Annotated in this window: 21 protein-coding genes and 2 pseudogenes; 3 read left to right on the top strand and 20 right to left on the bottom strand. The window is 68.3% G+C overall.

From position 1 onward, the window contains the following. From AUL34_RS13900 to AUL34_RS13810, 20 genes and pseudogenes are all read right to left on the bottom strand, one after another. Window positions 1–621, bottom strand: coding sequence for a cytochrome c oxidase subunit 3 (locus AUL34_RS13900; RefSeq protein ID WP_061934795.1), 621 nt, complete (start codon window positions 619–621; stop codon window positions 1–3). Beyond that, window positions 618–2,543 (bottom strand): annotated as a pseudogene (locus tag AUL34_RS13895) (cbb3-type cytochrome c oxidase subunit I). The gene AUL34_RS13900 and the pseudogene AUL34_RS13895 overlap by 4 nt, the downstream one beginning before the upstream one ends. After that, complete coding sequence (gene coxB, locus AUL34_RS13890; protein WP_202814955.1) at window positions 2,540–3,547, bottom strand: cytochrome c oxidase subunit II; 1,008 nt, start codon at window positions 3,545–3,547, stop codon at window positions 2,540–2,542. The pseudogene AUL34_RS13895 and the gene coxB overlap by 4 nt, the downstream one beginning before the upstream one ends. Then, window positions 3,544–4,023, bottom strand: a complete 480-nt coding sequence (locus AUL34_RS13885) for a cytochrome c (RefSeq protein WP_061934791.1) — start codon at window positions 4,021–4,023, stop codon at window positions 3,544–3,546. The genes coxB and AUL34_RS13885 overlap by 4 nt, the downstream gene beginning before the upstream one ends. Window positions 4,024–4,133: 110 nt before the next feature. Then, window positions 4,134–4,400, bottom strand: a pseudogene (locus tag AUL34_RS22335) (hypothetical protein); the annotation flags it as partial. Between the two features lie 225 nt (window positions 4,401–4,625). Continuing rightward, entirely contained in the window at window positions 4,626–5,501 is an 876-nt protein-coding gene (locus tag AUL34_RS13875) for a PfkB family carbohydrate kinase (RefSeq protein ID WP_061934787.1), read from the bottom strand. Beyond that, a complete protein-coding gene (locus tag AUL34_RS13870) occupies window positions 5,498–6,367 on the bottom strand; it encodes a MurR/RpiR family transcriptional regulator (RefSeq protein ID WP_061934785.1) in 870 nt (289 codons plus the stop codon). Before AUL34_RS13870 ends, AUL34_RS13875 begins: the two co-directional genes overlap by 4 nt. Next, window positions 6,364–7,338: an ABC transporter permease gene (locus AUL34_RS13865; RefSeq protein ID WP_061934783.1), complete on the bottom strand. Its 975-nt coding sequence runs from the start codon at window positions 7,336–7,338 to the stop codon at window positions 6,364–6,366. The genes AUL34_RS13870 and AUL34_RS13865 overlap by 4 nt, the downstream gene beginning before the upstream one ends. 5 nt (window positions 7,339–7,343) lie before the next feature. Beyond that, the gene (locus AUL34_RS13860) at window positions 7,344–8,879 is read right to left on the bottom strand and encodes a sugar ABC transporter ATP-binding protein (protein ID WP_061934781.1); all 1,536 of its coding nucleotides are present in this window, start codon (window positions 8,877–8,879) and stop codon (window positions 7,344–7,346) included. Between the two features lie 63 nt (window positions 8,880–8,942). Beyond that, window positions 8,943–9,998, bottom strand: coding sequence for a substrate-binding domain-containing protein (locus tag AUL34_RS13855; RefSeq protein ID WP_061934779.1), 1,056 nt, complete (start codon window positions 9,996–9,998; stop codon window positions 8,943–8,945). 64 nt (window positions 9,999–10,062) lie between these two features. Beyond that, the gene (locus AUL34_RS13850; RefSeq protein ID WP_061934777.1) at window positions 10,063–11,046 is read right to left on the bottom strand and encodes a sugar phosphate isomerase/epimerase; all 984 of its coding nucleotides are present in this window, start codon (window positions 11,044–11,046) and stop codon (window positions 10,063–10,065) included. 725 nt (window positions 11,047–11,771) lie between these two features. After that, the gene (locus AUL34_RS23025; protein ID WP_274532656.1) at window positions 11,772–11,894 is read right to left on the bottom strand and encodes a hypothetical protein; all 123 of its coding nucleotides are present in this window, start codon (window positions 11,892–11,894) and stop codon (window positions 11,772–11,774) included. Between the two features lie 179 nt (window positions 11,895–12,073). After that, window positions 12,074–12,688 (bottom strand): trimeric intracellular cation channel family protein, encoded by a 615-nt coding sequence (locus tag AUL34_RS13845; protein ID WP_061934775.1) that lies wholly within the window; start codon window positions 12,686–12,688, stop codon window positions 12,074–12,076. Between the two features lie 203 nt (window positions 12,689–12,891). Continuing rightward, entirely contained in the window at window positions 12,892–13,383 is a 492-nt protein-coding gene (gene rraA / locus AUL34_RS13840) for a ribonuclease E activity regulator RraA (protein ID WP_061934962.1), read from the bottom strand. A 71-nt stretch (window positions 13,384–13,454) separates the two neighbouring features. Next, the gene (locus tag AUL34_RS13835) at window positions 13,455–14,957 is read right to left on the bottom strand and encodes a tripartite tricarboxylate transporter permease (RefSeq protein WP_061934773.1); all 1,503 of its coding nucleotides are present in this window, start codon (window positions 14,955–14,957) and stop codon (window positions 13,455–13,457) included. After that, window positions 14,954–15,616: a tripartite tricarboxylate transporter TctB family protein gene (locus tag AUL34_RS13830; protein WP_061934771.1), complete on the bottom strand. Its 663-nt coding sequence runs from the start codon at window positions 15,614–15,616 to the stop codon at window positions 14,954–14,956. Before AUL34_RS13830 ends, AUL34_RS13835 begins: the two co-directional genes overlap by 4 nt. 122 nt (window positions 15,617–15,738) lie before the next feature. Next, window positions 15,739–16,728, bottom strand: a complete 990-nt coding sequence (locus AUL34_RS13825; protein ID WP_061934770.1) for a tripartite tricarboxylate transporter substrate binding protein — start codon at window positions 16,726–16,728, stop codon at window positions 15,739–15,741. A gap of 43 nt (window positions 16,729–16,771) precedes the next feature. Continuing rightward, window positions 16,772–18,721 carry an aconitase family protein gene (locus AUL34_RS13820; protein ID WP_202814954.1) on the bottom strand — a complete coding sequence of 650 codons (1,950 nt, stop codon included), beginning with the start codon at window positions 18,719–18,721 and terminating at the stop codon, window positions 16,772–16,774. A gap of 52 nt (window positions 18,722–18,773) precedes the next feature. Continuing rightward, window positions 18,774–19,697: a LysR family transcriptional regulator gene (locus AUL34_RS13815; RefSeq protein WP_061934768.1), complete on the bottom strand. Its 924-nt coding sequence runs from the start codon at window positions 19,695–19,697 to the stop codon at window positions 18,774–18,776. Window positions 19,698–19,741: 44 nt separating this feature from the next. Then, entirely contained in the window at window positions 19,742–20,206 is a 465-nt protein-coding gene (locus AUL34_RS13810; RefSeq protein WP_082653373.1) for an Lrp/AsnC family transcriptional regulator, read from the bottom strand. Between the two features lie 176 nt (window positions 20,207–20,382). Here AUL34_RS13810 and AUL34_RS13805 point away from each other — a divergent pair, with 176 nt between their 5' ends. From AUL34_RS13805 to AUL34_RS13795, 3 genes are read left to right on the top strand one after another with little or no spacing between them, the layout of a single operon-like run. Further along, window positions 20,383–23,850 carry an indolepyruvate ferredoxin oxidoreductase family protein gene (locus AUL34_RS13805; protein ID WP_061934766.1) on the top strand — a complete coding sequence of 1,156 codons (3,468 nt, stop codon included), beginning with the start codon at window positions 20,383–20,385 and terminating at the stop codon, window positions 23,848–23,850. Between the two features lie 21 nt (window positions 23,851–23,871). Further along, entirely contained in the window at window positions 23,872–25,035 is a 1,164-nt protein-coding gene (locus AUL34_RS13800) for an isovaleryl-CoA dehydrogenase (RefSeq protein WP_061934764.1), read from the top strand. Continuing rightward, window positions 25,035–26,642: a carboxyl transferase domain-containing protein gene (locus AUL34_RS13795; RefSeq protein ID WP_061934762.1), complete on the top strand. Its 1,608-nt coding sequence runs from the start codon at window positions 25,035–25,037 to the stop codon at window positions 26,640–26,642. The genes AUL34_RS13800 and AUL34_RS13795 overlap by 1 nt, the downstream gene beginning before the upstream one ends. Window positions 26,643–26,653: the final 11 nt, after the last annotated feature.

Here is a 26,653-nt window from a genome sequence, read left to right as displayed (position 1 = left end):
TCAGGCGAGCCTCGGCAGCCAGTAGACGAGGCCGTAGAGCGGCAGCCAGGTCGCCACCACGAAGCTCCAGTAGTTCGCATTGTCCTCGACGTCCGCGAACTGGGCGTCGCCGATCTCGTGCGTGAAGAGCCAGAGCGTCTGGACCGCCGTGTCGCCGAGTTCCGTCGCGACATGGGTCGTGTGCAGCACGAGAAGGAGCCAGACGACCGAGCCGTAGGCATCGGCGTCCCACCGCACGTTGAGGTGGGCGAGTTCGAAGCCCCGAAGGATGAGAAGGAGGACCCCAATCAATGTCGCAAGGGCCATGCCGCGCCGCACGCGGCGCTCGTCCTTCGCCTTGGCTTGTCGGAGGATCCAGAGGTTCGGCACTTCGCTGAGGATGAGCGCGGCGGTGAAGACGCCGCTCCAGCCCAGGGACGGCAGGCTGTCGCCGGGGGGCGGCCAGCTGTCCCCCCGGCTCATGAGATAGAGATAGGCAGCGGCGGCCAGCGCGAAGCCCATCCCTTCGATCGCCATGAAGCCGAGGTTACCCCACCAGACGAGGTACCGCGAGCCGTCCGCATGCTCGGGCAGGTCGGCGAGGCTCCCGACCACCACCGTTTCCTTGGCTTCGCCGCTCAACGCCCCACCCCCAGCAGCCCACTCTTGGCGCGCTCCCGGCGGGGCCAGAACCAGACGGTGAGGGCGATCGCGATGGGCAGCGTGCCGGCGACGATCGCCCAGGGCGTGTAGATGCTGCCGACGAACATGGCCGAGACCGCCAGCGCCGAGACGAGAGGCCAGATCGAGGGCGGCACGCTCTCCTGCTAGTATTCCGGCTCTGCATCGGCGATCGAGCTGACCAGTACCTCGCGTCGCTCGACGCCGATCCCGTCGAGCACCTTCAGCGGCTTCATGCTCCAGAGCGGTGCGAGGCTGTCGACGGTCGGTGTATGCTCGAAGTTGTAGCTCGGCGGCGGTGAGGACGCGGCCCACTCGAGCGTCGCACCCTCCCAGGGGTCGGGACCGGCGAGGGTGCCGCACCGGAGGTTGAGAAGCGCGTTGGCGACGAAGACGAGCGCGCCGAGGATCGCGATCGCCGAGCCGACGGTGGCGACGAGATTGAGCGGGCCCCAGCCGAGAGAGACCTCGTAGGTGTAGACACGACGCGGCATCCCCATCAGGCCGAGGATGTGCATCGGGAAAAAGCCGAGGTTGAAGCCGCCGACGATGAGCCCGAAGGAGATCACGCCCCAGCGCTCCGACATCAGGCGCCCCGTCGCCTTGGGATACCAGTAGGCGAAGGCGCCGAGCAGCGGGAAGATCGCGCCGCCGACCAGCACGTAGTGGAAGTGAGCGACGACGAAGTAGGTGTCGGTGATCTGGAGATCGAGCGGGGCGGAGGCCGTCATGATGCCCGACAGCCCGCCCATCACGAAGGTGGCGAGAAAGCCGATCACCCAGAGGAGCGGTGTGCGGAAACGGGGACGTCCGCTCCAGATCGTGGCGATCCAGCAGAAGATCTGAAGCCCCGCCGGCAGCGCGATCGCCATCGAGGCGGCGGTGTAGAAGGAGTTGCCGAGCTTGGGCAGGCCGACGGCGAACATGTGATGGACCCAGAGGCCGAAGGCCAGCACCCCGATCGCCATGACCGAGAGCACCAGGGCGATGTGCCCGACCACCGTACGGCGTGAGAAGGTCTCAACGATGGCGGTGACGAAGCCGACGGCGGGCACGAAGATGATGTAGACCTCCGGGTGCCCGAAGAACCAGAAGAGGTGCTGGAACAGGAGCGGGTCGCCACCGGCCGCCGGTGCGAAGAAGGCGGTCGAGACCAGCCGGTCGGCGATCAGCATGCTGGTGACGAGCATGACGGCCGGCATGGAGAAGATCGTCATCAGCGACGATACGAGCATGGCCCACAGGAAGAGCGGCATGCGGGCGAGCGTCATGCCGGGCGGGCGCATCTTGAGGATGGTCGCGGTGATGTTGACGGAAGCTGCCAGCGCGGCGACTTCGGTGAAGGTGATCATCTGCGCCCAGATGTCGGCGCGGTGGCCGGGCGAGTAGGCGGGGCCGGAGAGCGGCGGATATTCGAACCAGCCGAGATCGGGCGTGATGCCGAAGGCATGGGCAATCCAGAGCATCAGGACGCCGCCGAGATAGAGCCAGAAGCTGAAGGCCGCGAGGCGCGGAAAGGCGAGGGCGCGCTGTCCCAGCATCAAGGGCACGAGCCAGATCGCCATCGCCTCCATGACGGGCACGGAGACGAGGAACAGCATGGTCGAGCCGTGCAGCGAGAAGCTTTCGTTGTAGAGCTGTGGGCCAAGGATCTTGAGCCCCGGCCAGGCGAGTTGCAACCGCATGTGCAGCGCCAGCATGCCGGCCGCAAACATCAGGACCACCACGGTGACGATGTAGCGGGCGGCGATGCGCTTGTGGTCGACCGTCGTCAGGAAACCCCAAAGGCCCGGCGCGTCGTCCCACGTCTCGGCTAGGCGTGCGGCTCGCTCGCTGGCGGCGCGTTCGGTGCGGGACCGCGATCGGCGGAAGATCGCGATCATCGTAACGAACTCAGGTAGGACGCGATCGCGTCGGCATCGGCGGGCAGCATCGGGACGGTCGGCATCAGGGTTCCGGGCTTCAACGCCTGCGGGTTGGCGATCCAGCCCTGAAGCCCGCCCCGGCTCATCGGAAGGGTGGCGGCCGCCAGCGAGCGGCGCGAGGCGACATGCGTAAGGTCCGGCCCGGCGCGGCCACCAGCCGTCGTGCCGCGAACCGTGTGGCAGGCGGCGCAGGGGCCGGATGCGAAATGGTCTCGGCCGCGCGCGAGGACGGGGTCGCCACGAGGATCGGCCGCCGCATCGGATTGTCCCGCGAGCCAGGCGTCGAACTCGGCCTTGGGGAGCACGTTCACATCCAGCGCCATGTGCGCGTGCTGCGTCCCGCAATACTCGGCGCACTGGCCGCGAAACCAGCCGGTGCGAGTCGGCGTGAGGCTCAGTGCGTTGGCGCGGCCCGGGATCGCGTCGGTCTTGCCGGCGAGGTTCGGCACCCAGAAGCTGTGGATCACATCGCCGGATGCCAGCTCGATCCGCGCGGTCCGACCGACCGGCACGCGGAGCTCGTTCGCCGTCTCGACAGTGCCTTGCCCCGAAGGGGCAGGGTATTCGATGCGCCACCACCATTGGTGACCGGTGACGCGGATCGTCAGCGTCTCCTCCCGGCTTCGTTCCGCAAGGCTCCGGTCGGTCAGGAAGCTTGCGGTGATCAGGACACTGAGGCCGACGACGATGAGCGCCGCCCACGCCCCGAGCGAACGCGAAAGCCCTCGGTCGGAGGGCTCCACCGCCGTCTCACCGGCCGCGATCGGGCGGTGCCGTCGCCACAGGCTCCAGCCGAGAAAGCCGAGAACGAGCGCGTACATCGTTCCGCAGACGACGAGCATCAGCACGAAAAGGTCGTTGAGGTCCGCCGCCTGCCGCCCGCCCGGCGCGACGACGGACTGGACGCCGGAGCATCCGCCGAGTGCCGTCAGCGTCAGAAGGGGCACGAAGCGGCAGATCATCGGAGCGGCCCCGTCCACCGGCGCCCCTCGGGTTCGCCCGCCTGGTCGAAGCTCTGACGGCGGATGCGCTCCGCTCCGAAGCCGGCGAGGTTCCGGACATAGGCCGTGATCTGCCAGAGCTGCTGGATCGGAATGCGCTCGCCGTAGCGCTGATCCGGGGCGGTATGCCGTTCCGCGATCGAGGCGTAGATGTCGGGAAAGGAACCGCCGTAGCGCCAGAAAGCGTCGCCAAGGTTCAGGACGCCTCGCGCCCCTTGCCCGTGACACGCATTGCAACCGTACCAGCCCGCATACCGTCCGCCCTGGCCGATCTGATAGGCATTGCGGTCGAAGTAAGGGATCCGGCGATCGTCGGCGCCGTTCGGCCCCGTGCGCGCCAGAAGGGTGTCGTCACGCACTTCCCGCCCACAGGCCGCGAGCAGCGGCGTGATGCCGACAAGGCCGATCAGGAACCACAAGGATTTCGGGCGCTGCATTCGTGACACCTGACGCCGCTGTCCTGGCGAAGGAAGGCGGCATCGCGTTCAACTCGTTATCGACCGCTTATCCATAACGGAAAACGGGGTGGCTGTTCTGGGTCGAAACGCTAGCTGGGAACGGGGTGCGGGTTGGCGTCTGCCGGCCGCGAGCGGCGCGCTTCGCCGGACGCTTCGCCCTGCGCGCTGAACAGGCCGGATCGGTCGGTGGCGTCGATCCGCACCGCCACGGACTTGGCCGCCGGCGTCTTGGACGGATCGTCGTGATGCGACAACGGCATCAAGGGGTTCATCTCCGGATGGTAGCTGCCGAGGCACCCGTCCGGCAGGTCGAAGGGGGTAACGGCCAATCCGTCCACCTCGCGCCGGACGTCGTCCCGGTATCACTCCCCTTCGCTTACCGCTTTGATGGCCCCAAGCGCCGCCGGTTCCGTTTCAGGGTTGAATCGGCACAGAAAAACCGCCGTCAAAGGATGGAGACCCGATCGTCCGGTTTCGCTCATCGACCAAAGGAAGCAGGCAATAAGCCGCCTGCTACATGATTTGCGATCGCAGCCGGTGCCGCAGCTTTGGATTTGGCCGGCAGCGATGATCCGGAACCATCACGAACGAGCAGAGACATGTCGGGCTGCCGCTTCGTTCGCGACTGAAAGGCTTTCGGCGAATGACTTGCCGGCAGCAAGAGAGCTCGCTAGAGCGCCGACGAATGCGTCGCCCGCCCCGTGCGTGCTTACGAGGCCGACAGGCAGGGCCTCGCGAGCAACTGGCAATCCGCCGGACTGAACGCCTGCAACGCCAGCGCCTCCAGCGGTGACGACCACGCTCGGAAAGCGTGTCGCAAGCTCCTGTGCCGCATCCGCCGCCGATGCCAGATCGGTGACTTGGCGTCCGCAGAGTTCCTCGGCCTCGATCGCGTTGACGATCAGCACGTCCACCAAGGCCGCGAGTTCGCCCGGAAGCGCTCGGAAGGGGGCAGCGTTGAGGCAGACCAGCGCGCCTGCCTCGCGTGCGGCTCGCGCGGCGGCAAGGTTCACGGCGTCCGACACCTCGTTCTGGAGGATCAGCGCCTTCGCATCCTTCCAGAGCTCCACGTTCGAGAGGGAAGCCGTGTCGATCTTGAGGTTGGCACCCGACACGATCACCGCGCCGTAGTCGCCCTCGGCATCCGAGATTGCAACGCTCATCCCGGAGCCGATGCCTGGCAGCTTCGCGACACGCGTCGCGTCGATGTCCGAGGCGCCCAGCCTGGCGAGAAGGAAGCGACCGAACTCGTCGTCGCCGACGGCGCCAGCCATGCGGACGATGGCGCCCGCCTTCGAGGCGCTGACCGCCTGGTTTCCCCCCTTGCCGCCGAACTTCGGAGCCCAGGCGTGCCCCGTCACCGTTTCGCCCTTGCGAGGTCGGTCCGGCGCATCGACCATGATGTCGTAGTGCAGGCTGCCGACGACGACGACAACGGGCTTCTCGGCGGTGCTCATGAATTGCGTCGCTTGGTTTTTACGGCCCCCATGGTGGCCGCGAGGTTGCGTTCGGCCGCCTTGAGGTCGCGCTGGGCGACGGCCGCGAAGACGGCGTCGAGGATGATGAGCTGGGCGACGCGCGCGGCCGCGTTCTCGCCGAGAAGGGGAGACCCCTGCGCCGTGGAGCAGAGAACGACGTCGGCGACTTCAGCGATCGGCGAGGTGGCGTAGTTGGTCAGGGCGATCGTGCGTGCCCCGCGCTTGCGGGCGAGTTCGAGAGGCTCCAGCACGGCCGTCGTCTGCCCGGAATGCGAGAAGGCGATAGCCACATCGCCTTCCGTCAGGAGGGCTGCCGACATCAGCATCATGTGAGCGTCGTCGAAGACGCTGGTGCGCACGCCGATGCGCAGGAACTTGTGTGCGACGTCGCGCGCGATCTGGGCCGAGCCGCCGATGCCGTAGAGGTCGCGCTGCCGGGCGGCAAAGATCAGGTCGGCGGCGCGCTCGAAGGCCTCGGGATCGAGGATCGAGAGCGTCTCCTCCAGGGCGTGGATCGAGGTGCGGAACACCTTCTGCGCGATCTGGGCGCCGCTGTCGTCGGGCGAAAGCTCCTGGTGTAGATCGGCGGTCGGCAGGCGGTTGTAGTCGGCGATGCCGGCCCGAAAGTCCTTGAAGCCGGAGAAGCCCAACTTCTTGGCGATCTTGACCAGCATCGCTTCGGACACGCCTGCATCCTCGGCCACGCTCTTCAGGGCCGTCGTCTCGTCGAAGTCGCGGCGGCCGAGAATCATCTCGACAACTCGCCCTTCGAGCGGCGTCAGTTGCGGCATCATCATGCGGATCCGAGGCCCGATGGTCCTCGGATCGCTGAAGGTCATGTTCATCCCCGTCCCCTGGTCGCGCGATCGATCAGCATTGCGACGAGGATGATAAGGCCCGTGGCGAGGAGTTGGTAGAAGGCCTGGACGTTGAGGAGCGTCAGTCCATTGCGAAGCGAGCCGAGGATGATGGCGCCGAGGATTGTGCCCACCACCGAGCCCTTCCCGCCCATGAGCGAGGCACCGCCGATAGCCGCCGCCGCGATCGCGTCGAGCTCCCACAGATTGCCGAGCGTCGGATCGGCCGCGCCCAGGCGCCCGACGAGAATGAGGCCGGCGATGGAGGCAAGGCCACCCGAGATGACGTAGGCTGCGATCTTGGTCATGGCGACGGGGACGCCCGCGATGTGGGAGGCCTCCTCGTTGCCGCCGACGGCGAGGAAATACTCGCCAAGCGGCGTCTTGTTGAGGACGACCCAGACGACGAGCGCCAGGATCGCGACGAGGACGACCGGAGTCGGCACGCCGAGGAGGTCGCCGTTGAACAGGGAGCGGAACTCCGGCGGGATGCCGAAGATCGGGTTGCCCCCCGTGTAGATCAGCGCCGAGGCCCGGTATAGCGACAGCGTGCCAAGCGTCACGATGAACGGTTGCAGTCCGCCGTAGGCGACGAGGGCGCCGTTCACCGCGCCCGCCGCCATGCCGAACAGGATCGCGGCGGGGATGGCGACCAGGATCGGCGCGCCGCCCACCATCATCGCGGCGGCGGCGACCGCCGCGATCGCAGCCGTCGGACCGACCGACAGGTCAATGCCGCCCGAGATGATGACCAGCGTCATGCCGAGCGCCACGCAGGCGTTGATCGACGATTGCTGAAGGATGTTGAGGAGGTTGCGCTCGGTCAGAAAGTTCGGGCTCAGCGCGGCGAAGACGCCGACGATCACCAGGAGGCCGATGAGTGTTCCGGCGTCGCGCAGGCCGAAGCCGAGCTTCAGGCCGCGCTTGCCGGCGGCGGGGAGGCTGTCGGTGGAGGTCATGGGCGTCAGTGTTCCGCGCGGGAGGAATGGGAAGCGGAGCGTGCGGACTGCGGCACGGCGAGGGCAACGATCGCTTCCTCGCTGATCGCGTGGCGCTCCAGGATGCCGGCGATCTCGCCTTCCCGCATGACGAGGACGCGATCGGAGACCCGCAAGATTTCGGGCAGCTCGGACGACACTACGATCACGGAGCGGCCTTCGGCGGCGAGGCGCTCGATCAGGGCGTAGATCTCGGCCTTGGCGCCAACGTCGATGCCGCGAGTCGGCTCGTCGAAGAGGAGGATGCGGGCGCCCGCCGCGATCCACCGGCCGATGATGGCCTTCTGCTGGTTGCCACCGGAGAACTGGCCGATCGGGCGTTCGACGTCGAGCGGGCGCAGGTTCATGTCCCGCATCAGCTTCAGGCTCTCGGCCTGAAGGGCGCGGCGGCGCACGAACCCGCCGCGCGAGAAGCGCCGCATGGAGGAGAGGGCGATGTTGGAGCGGATCGAGCGACGGGCCACGATGCCGTCGCGCTTGCGCTCCTCGGGCAGGAGGCCGAGCCCGGCGCGGATCGCCGTGCGCGGGTTACCCAGCCGCAATGGCTTGCCCTCGACCCGGATGGATCCGCCGTCGGGCCGGTCCACGCCGGCGACGAGCCGCAGGAGCTCAGTGCGCCCGGCGCCCACGAGCCCGGAGATGCCGAGCACCTCGCCGCGCCGCAATCGGAAGCTCGCGCCGCGCACGGCCTGCCCCCGCGACAGGTTCTCGACGTCGAGAACGATCTCGTCGGTCGCGAAACCCTTATGCTCGGCCTGAGCGAGCTCGCGGCCGACCATGCGCGAGACCACCTCGCTCTCGGTCGTTTCGGCCATCGCGACGTCGGCGACCTTGCGCCCGTCGCGCAGGATCGTCGCCGTGTCGCAAACCCGAAAGACCTCGTCCATCTTGTGGCTGACATAGATGATCGAGACGCCGTTCTCGGCGAGGTCGCGGATCAGGACGGCGAGGCGGTCGAACTCGGCTGGCGTCAGGCTCGACGTCGGCTCGTCCATCGCAATGACCCTGGCGTCCTCCATGAGGGCGCGCGCGATCTCCACGATCTGGCGCTGGGCGACCTTGAGGGTTCGGATCGGCGCGGCCGGATCGATCGAGGCGTCGAGGGGTGCGAGCGCCTTGCGCGCAGCGCGCTCCTGCGCCCGGCGATCCACCAGGAGGCCGCCCGCCATGCGCATGGGCCGGCCGAGAAACATATTCTGCGCGACGGTGAGCTCGGGAACGTGCTGGAGTTCCTGGTGGATCATCGCGATGCCGGCGCGTCGGGCGGCCAGTGGCCCATGGCCCGTCACGCGCGTCCCGTCCACGGCGACCGTCCCGCCGGACGGCTCCATCACGCCGGACAGGATGCGCAGCAGCGTCGACTTGCCCGCGCCGTTCTCGCCGAGCAGTCCGTGAACCGAACCGCGCCGGACGCTCATCGACACGTCGTCGAGGGCGCGAAGCGTTCCGAAGGTCTTGCCGATGGCGTTGAGGCTCAGGCGTTGGGCAGACGAGGTGGTCATGGCGCTCCCTCCCGGAGACGTCGGGATCGGCGGGGATCGCGCGACGCGGTCCCCGCCGGACGGTCAGTTGGCGGGCTGCTTGAGGAGGACCTCCCGCAGGGCGTCGCCCTTCACGGCGAAGCTCTCGACGTTGTCCTTGGTGATGAGCGCCTGGGGCGTCGAGACGACGCGCGGCAACTCCTGCTTGCCGACGAGGCGCAGGGCGACCTCCATCGCGACCTCGCCGGTGAGCACGGGGAAGGAGTCCACCGTGCCGGTCAGCTCGCCGGCCCGGATGGAGGCATAGGCGTCGGAGATGCCGTCGGTGCCGAACACCACGACCTTGTCCTGGAGGCCGGCGGCCTTCACAGCCTCAACGACGCCGAGCGCCATGCCGTCGTTGTTGGCATAGAAGCCGACGAGATCCGGGTTCTGCTGCAGTATGGTGGAGGCGGCATCATAGGCCACCTGGCGGTCCCAGTTGCCCGGAACGCTGGCGACGACCTGGAACTTGCCGCCCTCGACCACGGTCTCGGCAAAGCCCTTGGTCCGCTGGCCGGCGGCGAAGACGCCCGCCTGGCCCTCGATCACCGAGACCTTGCCGCCCTGCGGCCGGTTCTCGAGGAACCACTTGGCGACGCGTACGCCGTTGTCGCGCTGCACGTTGCCGACATAGTGCCTCACGCTCGGAATCACGGCGTCGTTGACGTTGACGACGGGGATCCCTTGCGCCTCGGCGCTTTCCAGCGCGGGCTGGAGGTTGTTGTCGGTCTGCGGCGACAGGAGGAGCGCGGCGAAGCCCTGGCTGATCAGGTTCTCGGCGATCGAGAGCTGACCCAGTTGGTCGCCCTCGCTCTGCGCCGCCTGATAGACGACCTCGACGCCGGCCTTCTTGGCATAGGATTCGTAGCCCTCGCCGAGCGAGCGCCAATACTCGTTGGTCAGGGTCTTGGAGACGCCGCCGATGCGAGTGCCGGCGGGTGCGGCCGGCACCGCGCCGAACTTGGCGTTGAGCTGCGACCACTCGACCCGGTCAGTCTCGGTGTCGGAGTTGAGGGGGCTCAGCGTCTGGGCGAAGGCGGGTGCGCTCAGGAGCGACAGGGCGCAGCCGGCCACCAGGGCCTTCAGTCGGTTGGTCATGGGTTGGTTCCTCCCGTTGGATTGGTGCCGGGCAGGCGTCGCGGCCCGGCGCGCGGTTCGCGTGTCAGGCCGCGATCATCGCGGCGTTGACGATGCTCTGGCTGGCGACGCCGTCCTGGCGGCTCTGCGCGTCGCCCAGACGGTTGTCGGCATCGAGCCGGTCGGCGACGGCGAGAAGCCGCTGTACGGTCTCGATGTTGGTCTCGCACTCGGCCACCGGGTCGAGCCCCGAGGCGTCGGGGAAGGTGTCGAAGTAGAGGGCGCCCTCGTAGCCCTCGCGGCGGATCTGGCGCAGCAGCTCCAGCGTCGAGCGCAGGTGCACCGCACCCACCATCAGCCCGTCGTCGCGCTTGGCGTAGCCGTCGTTGAGGTGGACGCCGAGGAGCTTGGAGCGGCGATGGATGAGGTGCGCGGCGTAGGCCGGCTGCTCGCCGGCATAGAGCGCATGGGCGAAGTCGAGCGTGACGCCGAGGTTGGGTGCGCCGACATCCCCGATCGCCAAAAGCGTCGTTGCGCAGTCGCGCAGTAGGGCATGGGCGCGAGGCTCGTCCGGCTTGTACTCGATCGAGATCTGGCAGGCCGGATCGTGTTCGGCGACCTCGCGGATGCCCGCGATCTCGAGGTCCCAGGCCTCGGCGTAGTCGAGCTGGAAGTTGTAGTCGAAGCCGTCTTGGCCGAGCCAGAGCGTCATCAGGTCGGCGCCCATGGCGCGTGCGGCATCGACGCCGCGCTTCGTCATGTCAATCGCCTCTCGCCTCACGGATTTATCAGGATTCGTGAAGGCGCCTAGCTTGAACGCAGGGTTGGCATAGTAGCGCATGGCCAAGCCGTTGACCGACAGGCCGAGGTCCTTGATGCGCCGGCCGACCGTCGTCGGGTCATCCGTCACATGGTCGGGAAAGTTGAGATCCACATCGGTCAGACCCTTGGCGGTGGCCGCCCGCTCGGCCATCTGCATGAAACTCGGCTTGCCGGAGAGATCGGGCCAGAAGAGGTGCGGCGCGGAGCCGAAGGAGTTGAGGCGGGTGGCGAATCGGGAAAGGGTCATAGAAGCTCCGCTGCGTTGGAGATACTTTACGAATTAACGTGAACTCGTCAAGTATGTAGCTATTCGACGGAATGCCGGAAGCTTTATTCGTGATGGCAGGGGAATGACATCCATGCCTGAAGGGTGACCGAGAAGGAGCGGGTCGCGTCCACCGTAGCTTCACGTCGGCACAGGCACCTCGATGGTCCGTCCCAAAGTTCGGCAATCATGCATCGATCGATGCCCGGACGATGTCGGCGTAGGGCCCGTAGCTTTATCCGCCAGAGCGTCAATGGTGGGTCAGAAGCTGTCCCGCGACCCGATGCGCAAGAACGAGCCAGTGGGGGTTGGAGTGTCTGGATCTCGCCAGACGCAACCTCTGGGCTGATGTCGATCAGGCACGTCGCACCACCTGTGACCGGAGCACCGCCCCAGCGCACGACATCGGACGCGGGCAGCATGACATCGTTCACGCACCGCCATGCCCGGATGAAGGAACCGTCACGTCCTTCAGTCTCCCTATCGGCGTCGGCACGCAAGCACGACGGGCAGCCCCTGACGCGCGATCCCGGACGGGATGCAGCCAGTCCCAGGGCATGCGCAGGACCTGCCCCTGAGCTCCACCTTCCGGCCCCGGAACCTCCGTCGGCGTCCACGCCGCCAGCGCCTCGGGGGATGGTCCGCCCCAGCGGCGCCCGCTCGTCGTTCCGTTGGCGGCGCCGCCTGCAGAGGAAGGAGATCGTCTTTTAGTTGCCGAAGTCCGAGACGTCGGCGAAGCCGTTCCGCTGGGCGGGGCGAACCATGAGCCAGCCGACAGGTTCGCCGTTCCTGCGGATGACGGTCTCGATCCCGCGAACCGGATTTTCCATGCCGCACGTTCCTCGTGTCTCGGCAACAGCAGGACAGGGCCTTCCCTGAGGTTCATTCACCGCGACGACGGAAGGGGAGCCGCCGGGCCGGGACGGGACCCGGGGGTACTTCGGAGGCACCGCACTCGAAGAGGCACGCCGGCTGCGGGACAAGGCACCCTGCCGGGCCGACAGTGTTCTCAGCCTCGGTGCGGACGCAACGTCAGGCCCCACCGGATCGCCGCGCCCCGCAGGGCGAAACCAGCGGCGGCGCCGCAGGCTGCCGGCCAGGGAGCGGCGACGCCGAACGCCGACATGGCCACGAAGAGCCCCGCCGCGAGCACTGCGGCGCTGATGTAGAGTTCGGGTCTCAGAAGGATCGAGGGGACCCCGGCGGCGATGTCGCGAATGACCCCGCCCGCGCACGCCGTCACGACGCCCATCGTTGCCGCCGGCAACGGCGAGATGCCGAACTCGAGGGCCTTGGCCGCGCCGAACACCGCGTAGGCGGCCAGCCCCGCCGCGTCGAGCCACTCCAGTGCGCGTTCCGGCCACCATCGCTTTGGCACGACCCACGACGCGAGCGCCACGGCGAGGCAGAGGACGATGGGGGTTGAGTCGCGCATCCAGAAGACCGGCGCTCCGATGAGGAGGTCCCGCAACGTGCCGCCGCCGACCGCCGTTACAACGGCGAAGAAGCAGACACCGACGACGTCGACGCGCAGGCGGACGCCCGCGAGGGCGCCCGATGCCGCGAAGACGGTCAGCCCGACGACATCGAGCCACGGCGAAAGGATGGGAGATGGAAAGGGCACTCCGGGATCCCGGTTTTCACGGGCGTGAGGGCCCGACCCAAACCGCTGTATGGCCTTTGGCGTGCATCGTCCATGGCAGCATGGGGGCGACCCTTCACCGAGTTTCGAAGGGTGCTGCCCGTCGAGGGCAGCTTCGTGCCTTTGGCCCCGCCGACGTCGCCGGCGGCGAAACGTACGGCTTCCGGTTCACGCGCAGGTGGACGTCACCCACCCGCGGACGAGGGGCTGTCCGTCACGACCATCCCGTCCATGTCGCAGACGAGGATACGGCCGGGCGAGAACCTGGCCCCGCCGCGATCGAAGCTCACGCCGATGGAGCCGGCGGCGTCTAAGCGTCCCCGCCGTGGTGCGGTCCCGAGGGCGGCGACGCCGAGATCCAGCGTGGCGAGCGCCTGCGTGTCACGCACCGCCCCGAACACCACGACGCCGGCCCAGCCGTTGCGGATGGCGAGGTCGGCGAGCCTGTCCCCGAACAGGGCGACGTCTAACGAACCGCCGCCATCGACGACGAGGATGCGGGAGCGGCCCTCCGACGCCAGCTCCTGCTTCACCAGCCCGGCGTCCCCGTCGGTGCCGACGGTCGCGATCTCGCCGCGGAAACGGCGGCGGCCGCCGTAAAGGTGCATCGGGGACGAACAGACTTCGACTTCGTCCGGGCGGTCGTCGCAGAGGTCGGCGGTACAGATGTGGTCCATGGTGCCTCGCCGTCGGTCAAGGGGCGCGTATCGCGGGTCGGCCATGACGTGGCGGTCGGCTGGCGAGTGCATCATTCGTCGAAGACCTCGTCCCGGCTTTTCCGCACCGTCGGCAGCAGGGCGAACGCGAGGAACAGGACGGCGACCAGAAGGAGCCCTGCGCTGACGGGCCGCTCAAGGAACGTCATCATGTCGCCGCGCGAGATGATCAGCGACCGCCGGAAGTTCTCCTCCAGGAGCTTGCCGAGGACGAAGCCGAGGAGGAGGGGTGCCGGCTCGAAGCCCATTTTGATCAGGACGAACCCGGCGACGCCGAAGAAGGCGATGAACATCACGTCCGTGGGCAGCGCGTTCACCGAGTAGATGCCGATGCAGCAGAACAGGACGATCGAAGGGAAGAGCAGGCGGTAGGGGACCGCCAGCAGGCGAACCCAGAGGCCGATCAGCGGTAGGTTGATGACGAGAAGCATCAGGTTCCCGACCCACATGGACGCGACCATGCCCCAGAACAGCGAGGGGTTGGTGGTCATCACCTGCGGGCCGGGGACGATGCCGTGGATCGTCATCGCGCCGACCATCAGGGCCATCACCGAGTTTGGTGGGATGCCGAGGGTCAGGAGGGGGATGAAGGAGGTCTGGGCGCCCGCGTTGTTGGCGGCCTCCGGGCCGGCGACGCCCTCGATGGCGCCACGTCCGAAGCGGCTCGGATCCCGGGCCAGCTTCTTCTCCACCGTGTAGGAGACGAAGGGTGCGAGGACGGCGCCGTTGCCCGGCAGGATCCCGAGGATCGAGCCGATGAGCGTCCCGCGCACCACGGGCTTGTAGGATTCGCGGAAGTCGTCGCGGTTGGGCATGAGGCGGCCGATAGACTGCCGCACCACGTCGCGCCGTTCCTTGTTCTCGAGGTTCCTCAGGATCTCGGCGATGCCGAAGATGCCCATCGCGAGCACGGTGAAGTCGATCCCGTCGTAGAGGATCGGTAGGCCGAACGTCATCCTCTCCTCGCCCGTCTCCATGTCGATCCCGACCGTGGAAAGGAGGATGCCGAGGAGGATCATCGCGGAAGCCTTCAGGAGCGACCCGTGCGCCAGCACCATCGCGAAGACGAGGCCCATCACCATCAGCGAGAAGTACTCGACCGGGCTGAACACCTGCGCGAGGCGGGTTAGGGGCGTGCCGAGGGCGGCGATGACGAGGGTGCCGACCGTGCCAGCGAAGAACGACCCGATCGCGGCCACGCCGAGCGCGATGCCGGCCCGCCCCTGCCGGGCCATCTGGTGGCCGTCGAGCGCCGTGACGACGGACGTGCCCTCGCCCGGGATGTTGACGAGGATGGCCGTCGTCGAGCCCCCGTACTGTGCGCCGTAGTAGATGCCCGACAGCATGATGAGCGCGCCGACCGGGCCGAGGCCGAAAGTGACGGGGAGCAGCATCGCGATGGTGGCCGTGGCGCCGAGGCCGGGCAGAACGCCGATCAGCGTTCCGACGAGGCAGCCGAGGAACGCGAGGCCGAGGTGCTGAAGGGTCAGCGCGACGCCGAAGCCTAACGTCAGGTGCGAGACGAAGTCGCTCACGGGGACACCTCCCGGCGTGCCGAGGGACCGCGGCGCAGGCGTCGATGCCAGCAGAGCGGGGCGAAGGCGGCCGCGACCAACGCGAGCACGAGTGCGACGACCCTCAGGACCGCCTTCGGCGACCAGCTACCCGGAAAGGACCCAGCCAGGGCATCCGGGTAAAGCGGGATCTGCAAGGAGAGGAGGTCGCCGAACAGGACCATGCAGAACGCCGTCAGCCCGGGCGCAAGGATCGCGAGTTCCAGCCAGTCCGCCTCGTCGCTCGCAAGGCCGGAGACGAACACCGCTACGGGGCCGGCGACGACGAGGCCGAGCCCGGGAAGCGTCATGTCGCCGATGGAGAACGGGCGGACGAGGACGGCGAAGGCGAGGATCGCGATCGACAGGACTACGGGACCGCGCAGGGGCAACGGCTCCAGTTCCTCGCCGCGGCGCAGGACCGACAGGACGAGAAGGGCGACGCCGCTACCGCCGACGCCGATCGCGAGCCACCGCGGCAGGAGGCCGGACCCGATCTCGTCGAGTGTCCCTTGCGCGAGGTCGCGGGTGAGCCAGAGCGCGACGGCCGCGAGCGCGACGAGTGTCAGCCCTCCGGCCAGAGCCGAGGGCGAGCGAACGAGGCCCGCCCTCCCTCGGATCGCGTGCCGATGGTCGTTCATGAACTCCTCCCTAATTCCGTCGCGCTTCGCCCGGCTGTCGGCCGGCCACCTCCCAATGGCTCCGGTCGTGGGCGAGGTCCGACGCCGCGGCCGAAGCCGCGGCGTCGGTCGTCAGGCCGGCGTCACTCCGGCTTGGTGCCGGACGCCGCGACCAGCGCGGAGTGCTTCTTCAACTCGTCCCGGAAGAACGTCTCGGCCGTCGCCGGGTCGCTGCCCACGACGACGAGGCCCTGCGCGGCGAAGTCGTCCTTGACCTTCTGAGTGTCGAGAAGGCGCTTCGTCTCGGTATAGAGGCGGTCGACGATCGGCTGGGGCAGGCCCGCCGGGCCGATCATAGCGACCCAGGCGTCGAAGCTGTAGTTCGGCAGGCCGGACTCGGCCAGCGACGGGACGTCGGGCAGCGACGGGTTCCGGGTTGGCGTGGAGACCGCGAGGGCCTTGAGGGTCCCGCCCTGGATCTGCGGCAGCGCCGCGGCGACGGACAGGAAGCCAACCTTGACGTGGCCGGCCACGAGATCGTTCGTAAGCGGGCCCGTGCCCTTGTACGGCACGTGGCGCATTTCAACACCAGCTTCCCTCGTGAAGAGGACACCGGCGAGGTGGAGGGCGGTGCCGTTGCCGGAGGAGCCGTAGTCGACGGTGCCGGGCTGCGCCTTCGCCATGGCAACCAGGTCCTGCGCGCTCTTCGCCTCGAGCGAGGGATGGGCCACGAGCATAAGGGGCACCGTGGCCATCACGGAGATCGGCTTGATGTCCGCGAGGCTGTCGAAGGGCACGGACTTCATGATGCTCGGGTTGATCACGTGGTTCGACGAGATCATGCCGATCGTGTAGCCGTCCTTTTCGGCCCGGACGAGCTCCGAGGTGCCGATCACGCCACCGGCGCCAGGGCGGTTCTCCACGATGAACTGCTGCCCCATCGGCGCGGCAAGGTCCTCGGCGAGCTTGCGCGCGACGATGTCGACCGTGGACGCGGCCGCGAGAGGCACGAGGATGCGGACGGGCTTGGACGGATAGGCGTCCTCAGCGAACGAGGGCGCCGACAGGAGCTGCAGCATCGTGACCCCGAAAACGAGGGCGCGCCGGGTCAGTCTGGAGAATGCGTTGGTCATCGATCTTCCTCCCATGGGTGTCCGGCGTTGGCCGCCGGCTCGGTTATCTCGTTTGCTGGTTCCGCAGCTCGTCGAAGGACACCAGCGTCCCCGCGATCGCGCTCGCGGCGACGGTGGGCGGGCTCGCGAGCCAGACCTGCCCCGGGCCGGAGCGGCCGGGGAAGTTGCGGTTGATGGCGCTGACGGTCACCTGGTCGCCCCGCGTCGACGATCCCGGTCCGCAGTTGGCGCAGGCGCCGCAGCTCGGCTCCAGGAGCTCGGCGCCGACGCGGCGGAACGTGTCGACGTAGCCGCGTTCCTCGCAGTAGTCCCGGACGGCGCTCGTCCCGAACTGAAGGAACAGGGTCACGTGCGGGGCGACCCTGAGGCCGTTGGCGTCGGCCCAGGCCAGCACCTCGTGGTAGCGGTCGAAGTCCTCGCGCTTGCCCGCCGTACAGGAGCCGCCGTAGGCGATCTCAAAGGTGATGCGCTCCTCGATCTCTGCCAGCGGCCTGCCGTTGCCGGGATCGCCGGGCGCGGCCACCATCGGCGGGATGGCGGAACAGTCGATGCGGATGACCTCGGCATATCCTGCGCCGTCATCGCTGCGCATCCACGGCTCGATCGCAAACTCGACGCCACGGCGTTCGCGCAGGAACCGGACTGTCTCCGCGTCGGGCTCGACGATGCCGGTGAAGCCGCCGAGCTCGGCCGTCATGTTGGTGAGGGTGGCCCGCTCGTCCGTCGACAGGCCGGCCATGCCGGGCCCCGCGAACTCGAACACGCGCCCGACGCCCAACCCGCCCTTCAGCGAGGGCAGGGCAAGGAGATGCAGGATGACGTCCTTCGCGGTCACGCTGCGGGGAATGGAGCCCTCCAGCTCGATGCGCAGCACCTCGGGCATCACCATCCGCACGGCGCCCGTCACCATCGCGTTCGCCATGTCCGTGGTGCCGACGCCGAAGGCAACGCATCCGAGCGCCCCGCTGTGCGGTGTGTGCGAGTCGGTGCCGACGATGAGCTGGCCGGGCAACGCGTAGCTCTCGGCCATCATCGCGTGCGAGATGCCCTCCGACCCGGCCCGGCCCTTGAGGTAGCCGTGGTTGCGCAGACCGTAGTCGGCGACGAACTCGCGGTGCGCAGTCGAGAGCCTTCGGGCTCTGGGGATCAGGCCGCCCGCCACGTGCGCCGGGCTGCGGTCGACGTAGGACAGGTGGTCCTCGAAGCAGACGATCGTCTCGCGCTTGCGCAAGGGGGCCGGGCGACCGAACGTCTTGTGCAGGAGGTGGCTGCACATGCCCGTGTAGTACTCGTGGATGAAACGGAAGTCCGCCCGGACGAAGCCGCCAGCGTCGCCCGTCGGCACGCACGTGTCGGGCGTCGCCACGACGTGTCGCCGGACGATCTTCTCGAACAGGGTCAGCGGGCTTTCGGCGGCAGGTTGCTCGATGCCGTCGCCGTTCGCGCTGGTGCCGAGCCTCTCGTGGCCGTAGCGGAGCAGGCTCCCGCTCCGGAGGATGGTGCCGGCGAGCGTGTCGCGTCCGGCGACGAGCTCCTCGACGTCGATCTCCTCGCCCCGTTCGATCCTTTCGAGAAGGCTGAAGTCGGTGGAGGTGAAGAGACCCAGATTGTCGGCGTTCTGTCGGTAGATGCGCTCGAAGCTTTCCGCCACGACGAGCCGGATGCCTGCTGCCAGCTCCGCGGCCGGGCTGTGCTCGCGCGAGGATCCCTTGCCGTAGCGCCGGCCGGCGACCGTCACGGCGAACCCGCCGTCGAGAACGGCTCGATGGCCGATCGGGCGTTCGTTTCCCGCCTTGAATCCCGTGTACGGATGTTCGCCGAGTGTCTCGTCGTAATGGACGAGGCTTACGATCGGCGTGATCTCGTCCGTCGAGATGTCGTCGCGCAACGGCCCGACCGTTGCCAGCGTCGCATTCTCGCCTCCGAGCTGCCCGCGCACGGCGGCCGGGTCGGCCGCAAGGAACAGGATGCGTCCGGACAGCTTGAGCTTCATGATGCGTTCTCCCGACGCATTGCGTAGCCCAGTTTGGTCCGGGTCTAAGGTGCTAAGGCGGGGCGGGGGGCATCGCGGTTTGCGACGGCTCACCGCGCATCACGGTCATGAACGCGTCGGCCGAGGGCAGGCGCGGTGTCTTGCGGAGGGCATAGAGCCGAAGCTCGCGCTGGCTCCAGTCTTCGGCGAGCGTCCGGCGTACGAACTTGTCGGTACCGGCGTAGGCGGAGGCGGCCCCCTGCGGCAGGACGGCGATCCCGAGCCCGACCTCGACCATGCGGCATACGGCGTCGAAGCTGGTGACGACGACGCGCACGTCGAGCTTGAGTCCGGCTTCCGAGGCCTTGGCGCGAAGAGTCCGGTCGAGCGACCCACCTGCCTGGATCGAGATCAGGGGATGGGCGGCAAGTTCCGCGAGCGTCATCGCTTGCCGCCGTGCGGAGGGGTGGCCGCGTGGCAGGACGACGATGAAGGGATCGTTGCAGAAGAACCAGGATTCCACGCCCGAGGGGGCCTCCGTCCGCATGCCGATGCCGACATCCGCCCGGTCGTCGAGGCAGCCGCGGACGACCTCCTGCGTCGAGCATTCCTGGAGCGCGACGTCGACGGCGGGGTAGCCGTCGCGGAACGCGCGCAGGCGCTCGGGCAGGTAGCCGACAATGGCCGACGGGGTGGCCAAAACCCGCAGCGTTCCCGACAAAGTTCCCGAGCGCGCCTGCACCTCCCGCGCCAGCGCGTTCAGTTCAGATTCCAGCCGCGTGCCGCGCGACAGGGCGATCTCGCCGGCGTCGGTGAGCTTGATGCCGCGGGGCGAGCGCACGAGAAGGGGGGCGCCGAGCGCCTGCTCGAGGTCGGCGATCCGTCGGCTGAGGGCGGACGGCGCGATGTGCTCCCGCTCGGCCGCGCGGGCGATGGACCCTTCCTGCGCGACGGTCAGGAACAGGCGCAGGCTATAGGGGTCGACCCGGCGCGACATGCTGCACCTCTCCTGGATGGCGATGGGATACTGCGACCGCGACGTCAGACGGGGACATAGGTCGACGCCTTGACCTTCTTGAGGGTGAAACTCGTGCTGATGGACCGCACGTTCGGCAGCTCCGTGAGGGCGTTCTTCACCGTCGCCTCGTAGTCGCGCACGCTGCGCGACACGACCTGGAGGACGTAGTCGTGCTCGCCGCTCAGCGAGTAGCACTGGAGGATCTCCGGCACGCGCTCCACGGCCCGTTCGAACTCCTGCAAGCGCTCGCGGCGGTGCTCGGAGATCCGGACGAAGCAGAACACCACGATGTCGAAACCCACGGCCTCTGGGTCGACGAGGTAGCGCTTCTCGCTGACGATCCCGACCTCCTGCAACCGCTGCAGGCGGCGCCAGCATGGGGTGTGGCTCAGCCCCGTCTCCTCACCAAGTTCACGCATGGTGAGGCCCGGCTTCTCCTGAATGACCCGGAGGATGCGTCGGTCGGCTTCGTCGATCTCCAAGCGCAATGTGGCCGACCTTCCGATAGTTGATTTCGTCACCCCGCGAAACGGCGCCGGAGGATGTCGTCCTCCCAAGTGGTAGCATTCAGGGACAGTGTTGCGAAAGCGGTTTGGAGCGGCTCCAAAATAGTGACCGCTCCGCGATGCCGGCATGCGAGCGTCATGAGGCTGGGAGGCTCCTCATGAACATGCTGGTTTCGCTCGACGACAAGTACACCGCGCTCGGCGGGCCCGTGTACATGACGGGGACGCAGGCGCTTGTGCGCCTGCCGATGACGCAGATGCGCCGCGACCGGGCGGTGGGGCTGAACACCGGCGCCTTCATCTCCGGGTATCGCGGATCGCCGCTCGGCGGTTACGACCAGCAGCTCCTGGAGGCACGCAAGTACCTCGAGCCACACGACGTGGTCTTCCAGCCTGGGCTGAACGAGGATCTCGCGGCGGCCGCGGTCTGGGGCAGCCAGCAGCTCCACCTGTCGCCGGGCGCGACGAAGGACGGCCTTCTCGGCATCTGGTACGGCAAGGGGCCGGGCGTCGACCGCTCGGGCGATGCGTTCAAGCACGGCAATGCGGCAGGATCGGCTCCCCACGGTGGCGTCCTCGCCCTCGCAGGCGACGACCATACCTGCAAGTCCTCCTCCATCCCGCACCAGTCCGACCACGCCTTCATCTCGGCCCTCATGCCGATGCTCTATCCCTCGTCGGTCCACGAGTTCCTGGAACTCGGCCTCCTCGGCGTTGCAATGTCGCGCTTCTCGGGCTGCTGGGTCGGCTTCAAGGTCATCTCGGAGACGGTCGAGACGACGACGGTCGTCGACCTTGCGCAGGAGGGCCGGCAGTTCGTCCTGCCGGCGGACTTCGAACTGCCGGAGGGCGGGTTGAACCTGCGCTGGCCCGACACCCCGCTGGTGCAGGACGCACGCCTCCAGGAGACCAAGGGCTTCGCCGCCATCGCCTTCGCGCGCGCCAATGGGGTCGACCAGATCGTCATCGACACGCCCCGGGCCCGCTTCGGCATCGTGGCGTCCGGCAAGGCGTTCGAGGACGTGCGGCAGGCCCTTGCGGAACTTGGCCTCCGCCAGGCGGAATGGGAGGCGATCGGGCTCCGGCTTTACAAGGTGCGCATGCCCTGGCCGCTGGAGCCACAGGGCATCCGCGCCTTTTCGGAAGGGCTCGAGGAGGTGCTGATCGTCGAGGAGCGCCGCGAGATCATCGAGAACCAGATCAAGCAGCAGCTCTTCAACTGGCGTGCCGACGTGCGCCCCCGGATCGTCGGCAAGTTCGACCACGAGGACCGGCCGTTCCTGTCCCTGTCGGCCGGGCTGACCGTCTCCACCGTCGCCCGCGCCATCGCGGAGCGCGTGCTGCGCCTCAAGCTCCCCGCCGACCTGGCCGGACGGATCACCGAGCGCCTGCGCATCGTCGAGGCGGCCGAGGGACGGGGCGCCGAGCACACCGCACCCATCACGCGCCTGCCACACTACTGCGCCGGCTGCCCGCACAACACCTCGACCCGCGTTCCCGAGGGCTCCAAGGCGATGGCGGGCATCGGCTGCCACTTCATGGCGCAGTGGATGGACCGCAACACCGAGACCTTCACCCACATGGGCGCGGAGGGCGTGCCCTGGACGGCGATCGGGCGTTTCACCACCGAGGCGCATCGGTTCGTCAACCTCGGCGACGGAACCTACTTCCATTCGGGCCATCTCGCGATCCGTCAGTCGGTCGCGGCCAAGGCCAACGTCACCTACAAGATCCTCTACAACGACGCCGTCGCCATGACGGGCGGCCAGGCCGTCGACGGCGTCCTGACGCCCCAGCAGATCACCCACCAGATGCACCATGAGGGCGTGGCGCGCATCGTGCTGATGTCCGACAGACCGGACGTCTACGCGGCAGCCGAGCTGGCCCCGGGAACCGAAATCCGGGATCGCGACGAGATCGACGCGACCATGCTCGAACTGCGCGAGGTCCCGGGCGTTACCGTGATCGTCTTCGAGCAGACCTGCGCCGCCGAGAAGCGGCGCCGCCGCAAGCGCGACAAGTCGCTCGACCCCGACAAGCGCCTCTGGATCAACCCCGCCGTCTGCGAGGGCTGCGGCGACTGCTCCGAGACGTCGAACTGCGTCGCGGTCGAGCCCGAAGAGACCGAGATGGGCCGCAAGCGGCGCATCAACCAGTCCGCCTGCAACAAGGACTACTCCTGCCAGAAGGGCTTCTGCCCGTCCTTCGTGACGGTCAACGGCGCCAAGCTGAAACGCCGCGCGGCGCTCGGACGGCCGGACGTCACCGCCTTGCCGGACCCGGTCCTGCCCGAAATCGACCGGGCCTGGAACATCGCCGTGACGGGTGTCGGCGGCACCGGGGTCCTCACCATCGGCGCACTGCTCGGCATGGCGGCCCATGTCGAGGGCAAGATCCCGATGATCCTCGACATGGCAGGTCTCGCGCAGAAGGGTGGCGCGGTTCTCAGCCACGTACGCATCGCGCGGGCCGACCGTCCCGTGGCCGCGCCCCGCATCGCGGCGGGCGGCGCCGACCTCCTGCTGGCGGCCGACTCGGTGGTCGCCGCCTCGAAGGAGGCCATCCTCCTGTGCGACGCCAAGCGCACCCATGCCGTCTTCAACACCCGCAACACGCCCGTCTCGGACTTCGTGCGCCTTCGCGACTTCGACTTCAGGCAAGCCGCCGTCGAGCGCACCGTCGAGAAGGCGGTGCGCCACCGGAGCGACTTCCACAATTTCTCGGACATCGCGGTGGCCGTGTGCGGCGACGAGATCGGCGCCAACATCATGATGCTCGGCTACGCCTGGCAAAGGGGCCTGATCCCGCTCGGCCGCGACGCGATCGCAAAGGCCATCGAGCTGAACGCGGTCGCCGTACCGTTCAACCTGTCCGCCTTCGACTGGGGGCGTCTCCTGGCGCACAATCCGGCCGCCGTCGAGCACATGGCGGTGGAGGAGGACCGGCCGCGACCGCTGGCGACGATGTCGACGCCCGAGATCGTCGAGCACCGCAAGGCGCATCTCACGGCCTACCAGGACGCCGCGCTGGCTCGTCGGTACGCGGATCGCGTGGAGCGGTTTTCCACCGCCGCACGATGCCTGCCAAGCGACGACGACCTTGTTCGCGCGGTCGCGACGGGCTACGCCCGGGTCCTGGCCTACAAGGACGAGTACGAGGTTGCACGGCTCTACAGCAGCCCGGCCTTCCGTGAGGGGCTCGCGAAGGCCTTCGACGGCGATGTCCGCCTGACCTTCAACCTCGCGCCCCCGATGCTGCCGGGCACCGACGCGGACGGGCGACCGCGGAAGCGCGAGTTCGGCGCCTGGATGCTGCCCGTCTTCGGGATCCTCGCCCGCTTCAAGGGCTTACGCGGCACCGCGCTCGATCCGTTCGGGCGCACCGCCGACCGCAAGCTCGAGCGCCGCCTCATCGAGCTTTACGAGGCGGACCTCGACTTCGCGGAACGGCACCTGACGGCCCGGACCGCCCCCCGCGTCAAGGCGCTGCTGGGCCTTGCGAACGACATCCGCGGCTTCGGCCCGGTGAAGGAGAAGGCCTTCGAGAAGGCCATGGTCCGGCGGGAGGTGCTGCGGGCCGAGATCGAGAACACGGGCGAGGAGCCGGCCGCCGTCGCGGCCGAGTGAACGCGGGAGAGAGACAGCATCATGTTCACCAATTCGATGACGTTCGATCTCGGCGACGAGGTCAATGCGCTGCGTGACACCGTCCACGCCTGGGCGCAGGAGCGCGTGAAGCCGATGGCGGCGGCGATCGACCACGCCAACGAGTTCCCGGCTGAGCTCTGGCGCGAGATGGGCGACCTCGGCCTTCTCGGGATCACGGTCGACGAGGAGTTCGGCGGGGCCGCGATGGGATACCTCGCCCATGTCGTCGCGGTCGAGGAAGTGGCGCGGGCGAGCGCTTCGGTCGCGCTGTCCTACGGCGCCCACTCGAACCTCTGCGTCAACCAGATCAAGCTGAACGGATCGCGCGAGCAGAAGGCACGGTACCTTCCGCCGCTCGTGTCGGGCGAGCACGTCGGCGCCCTCGCCATGTCGGAGGCGGGTGCGGGCTCGGACGTCGTCTCGATGCGCCTGCGCGCCGAGAAGCGCAACGACCGCTTCCTGCTGAATGGGACGAAGTTCTGGATCACCAATGGGCCGGAGGCGGAGACGCTCGTCGTTTACGCCAAGACCGATCCCGACGCGGGATCGAAAGGCATCACGGCGTTCCTGGTCGAGCGCGGCATGAAGGGGTTCTCCACGTCGAAGCACTTCGACAAGCTCGGCATGCGCGGCTCCAACACGGCCGAACTCGTCTTCGCGGACGTCGAGGTGCCTTTCGAGAATGTGCTCGGCGAGGAGGGGCGGGGCGTGCGCGTCCTGATGTCGGGGCTGGACTACGAACGGGTCGTCCTGTCCGGCATCGGGCTCGGCATCATGGCGGCCTGCATGGACGAGATCATGCCGTACATGGTCGAACGCAAGCAGTTCGGCCAGGCCATCGGTTCGTTCCAGATCATGCAGGCCAAGATCGCCGACCTCTACACAAAGCTGAACACCGCGCGCGCCTACACGTACGAGGTGGCCCGCGCCTGCGACCGCGGCCGCGTCACGCGCCAGGACGCGGCGGCCTGCGTGCTCTATGCGTCGGAGGAGGCGATGGCGGTCGCACACCAAGCCGTGCAGGCGATGGGCGGGGCGGGCTTCATGAACGAGACGCCGGTCTCCCGCCTCTTCCGCGACGCCAAGCTGATGGAGATCGGGGCCGGCACCAGCGAGATCCGCCGCATGCTGATCGGGCGCGAGCTCGTCGGAGCGCAAGGCTGATGGGCGCGATCCGTTCCAAGGTCGTCGCGGGCTCCGCCCAGTTCACCGCCAACCGCCAGGCGCACCTCGCGTCCATCGCCGAGATCGAGCGGACAGCCGCCCGCACGGAGCTCGGCGGAGGCGACGCCGCCCGCGCCCGCCACACGGCGCGCGGCAAGCTGCTCCCCCGGGAGAGGGTGCAGCGCCTGCTCGACCCCGGCTCCCCGTTTCTCGAGATCGGCGCCTTCGCCGCGTACGGGATGTACGGCGACGCCGTCCCGGCGGCCGGCGTGATCGCAGGGATCGGGCGCGTGTCTGGGCGCGAGGTCATGGTGCTTGCCAACGACGCGACCGTGAAGGGCGGCACCTACTATCCCCTTACGGTCAAGAAGCACCTGCGGGCCCAGGAGATCGCGGCGGAGAACCATCTCCCTTGCGTCTACCTCGTGGATTCGGGCGGTGCCAATCTGCCCAACCAGGACGAGGTCTTCCCGGACCGCGATCACTTCGGGCGCATTTTCTACAACCAGGCCCGCATGTCGGCGGCGGGCCTTCCCCAGATCGCCGTCGTGATGGGATCCTGCACAGCCGGTGGTGCCTACGTGCCCGCCATGTCGGACGTCACCATCATCGTCCGCGAGCAGGGGACTATCTTCCTGGCCGGGCCGCCGCTCGTGAAGGCGGCGACGGGCGAGGTCGTGTCGGCCGAGGACCTGGGCGGCGGAGACGTCCACACGCGCCTCTCGGGCGTTGCCGACTATCTCGCCGAGGACGACGTGCACGCCCTGGCGCTCGCTCGGCGCGCGGTCGCGAACCTCAACCGGGAGAAGCGGCCTGCCGTCGAGTTGCGCACGCCGGAGGACCCGCTCTACGACCCGGAGGAGATCCTCGGCGTCGTGCCCGCTGACCTGCGCACGCCCTACGACATCCGTGAAGTGATCGCCCGCCTCGTCGACGGCTCGCGCTTCGACGAGTTCAAGGCGCGCTTCGGCGAGACCCTCGTCTGCGGCTTCGCCCACGTGTTCGGGATCCCCGTCGGGATCGTCGCCAACAACGGCGTCCTGTTCTCCGAGAGCGCCCTGAAGGGAGCGCACTTTGTCGAACTCTGCTCGCAACGGGGCATCCCGCTCGTGTTCCTCCAGAACATCACTGGCTTCATGGTGGGCCGCAAGTACGAGGCCGGGGGCATCGCCAAGGATGGCGCCAAGCTCGTCACCGCGGTCGCGACCACGGCCGTGCCGAAGGTGACGATGCTGGTCGGCGGCTCCTTCGGCGCCGGCAACTACGGCATGTGCGGACGGGCCTACTCGCCCCAATTCCTTTGGACCTGGCCGAACAGCCGCATCTCCGTCATGGGCGGTGAGCAGGCGGCGGGCGTGCTGGCAACCGTGCGCCGCGCCGCGGTCGAGAAGGACGGCGGGGCTTGGTCCGCCGACGAAGAGGCCGAGTTCAAACGTCCGACGATCGAGACGTTCGAGCGGCAGTCGAAACCGCTCTACGCCTCGGCCCGCCTTTGGGACGACGGCATCATCGACCCACGCAAGAGCCGCGACGTGCTCGCGCTGTCGCTGTCCGCCGCCCTGAACGCACCGATCGAGCCGACGCGTTTCGGCGTCTTTCGGATGTGAGGAACACTCCG

Source organism: Aureimonas sp. AU22, from assembly GCF_001463745.1.
Lineage (GTDB): Bacteria > Pseudomonadota > Alphaproteobacteria > Rhizobiales > Rhizobiaceae > Aureimonas.
The sequence above is the reverse complement of the archived record's forward strand: the minus strand, read 5'-3'. Positions and strand labels throughout refer to the sequence as shown.

Coding starts and splice junctions, on each gene's coding strand:
- rraA (WP_061934962.1), bottom strand. CDS start 13,383: ATGGACCACATCTGTACCGCCGACCTCTGCGACGACCGCCCGGACGAA.
- AUL34_RS13795 (WP_061934762.1), top strand. CDS start 25,035: ATGGGCGCGATCCGTTCCAAGGTCGTCGCGGGCTCCGCCCAGTTCACC.
- AUL34_RS13885 (WP_061934791.1), bottom strand. CDS start 4,023: ATGCAGCGCCCGAAATCCTTGTGGTTCCTGATCGGCCTTGTCGGCATC.
- AUL34_RS13865 (WP_061934783.1), bottom strand. CDS start 7,338: ATGACCTCCACCGACAGCCTCCCCGCCGCCGGCAAGCGCGGCCTGAAG.
- AUL34_RS13830 (WP_061934771.1), bottom strand. CDS start 15,616: ATGAACGACCATCGGCACGCGATCCGAGGGAGGGCGGGCCTCGTTCGC.
- AUL34_RS23025 (WP_274532656.1), bottom strand. CDS start 11,894: ATGGAAAATCCGGTTCGCGGGATCGAGACCGTCATCCGCAGGAACGGC.
- AUL34_RS13815 (WP_061934768.1), bottom strand. CDS start 19,697: ATGTCGCGCCGGGTCGACCCCTATAGCCTGCGCCTGTTCCTGACCGTC.
- AUL34_RS13825 (WP_061934770.1), bottom strand. CDS start 16,728: ATGACCAACGCATTCTCCAGACTGACCCGGCGCGCCCTCGTTTTCGGG.
- AUL34_RS13850 (WP_061934777.1), bottom strand. CDS start 11,046: ATGACCCTTTCCCGATTCGCCACCCGCCTCAACTCCTTCGGCTCCGCG.
- AUL34_RS13870 (WP_061934785.1), bottom strand. CDS start 6,367: ATGAACATGACCTTCAGCGATCCGAGGACCATCGGGCCTCGGATCCGC.
- AUL34_RS13820 (WP_202814954.1), bottom strand. CDS start 18,721: ATGAAGCTCAAGCTGTCCGGACGCATCCTGTTCCTTGCGGCCGACCCG.
- coxB (WP_202814955.1), bottom strand. CDS start 3,547: ATGATCTGCCGCTTCGTGCCCCTTCTGACGCTGACGGCACTCGGCGGA.
- AUL34_RS13800 (WP_061934764.1), top strand. CDS start 23,872: ATGTTCACCAATTCGATGACGTTCGATCTCGGCGACGAGGTCAATGCG.
- AUL34_RS13855 (WP_061934779.1), bottom strand. CDS start 9,998: ATGACCAACCGACTGAAGGCCCTGGTGGCCGGCTGCGCCCTGTCGCTC.
- AUL34_RS13875 (WP_061934787.1), bottom strand. CDS start 5,501: ATGAGCACCGCCGAGAAGCCCGTTGTCGTCGTCGTCGGCAGCCTGCAC.
- AUL34_RS13860 (WP_061934781.1), bottom strand. CDS start 8,879: ATGACCACCTCGTCTGCCCAACGCCTGAGCCTCAACGCCATCGGCAAG.
- AUL34_RS13805 (WP_061934766.1), top strand. CDS start 20,383: ATGAACATGCTGGTTTCGCTCGACGACAAGTACACCGCGCTCGGCGGG.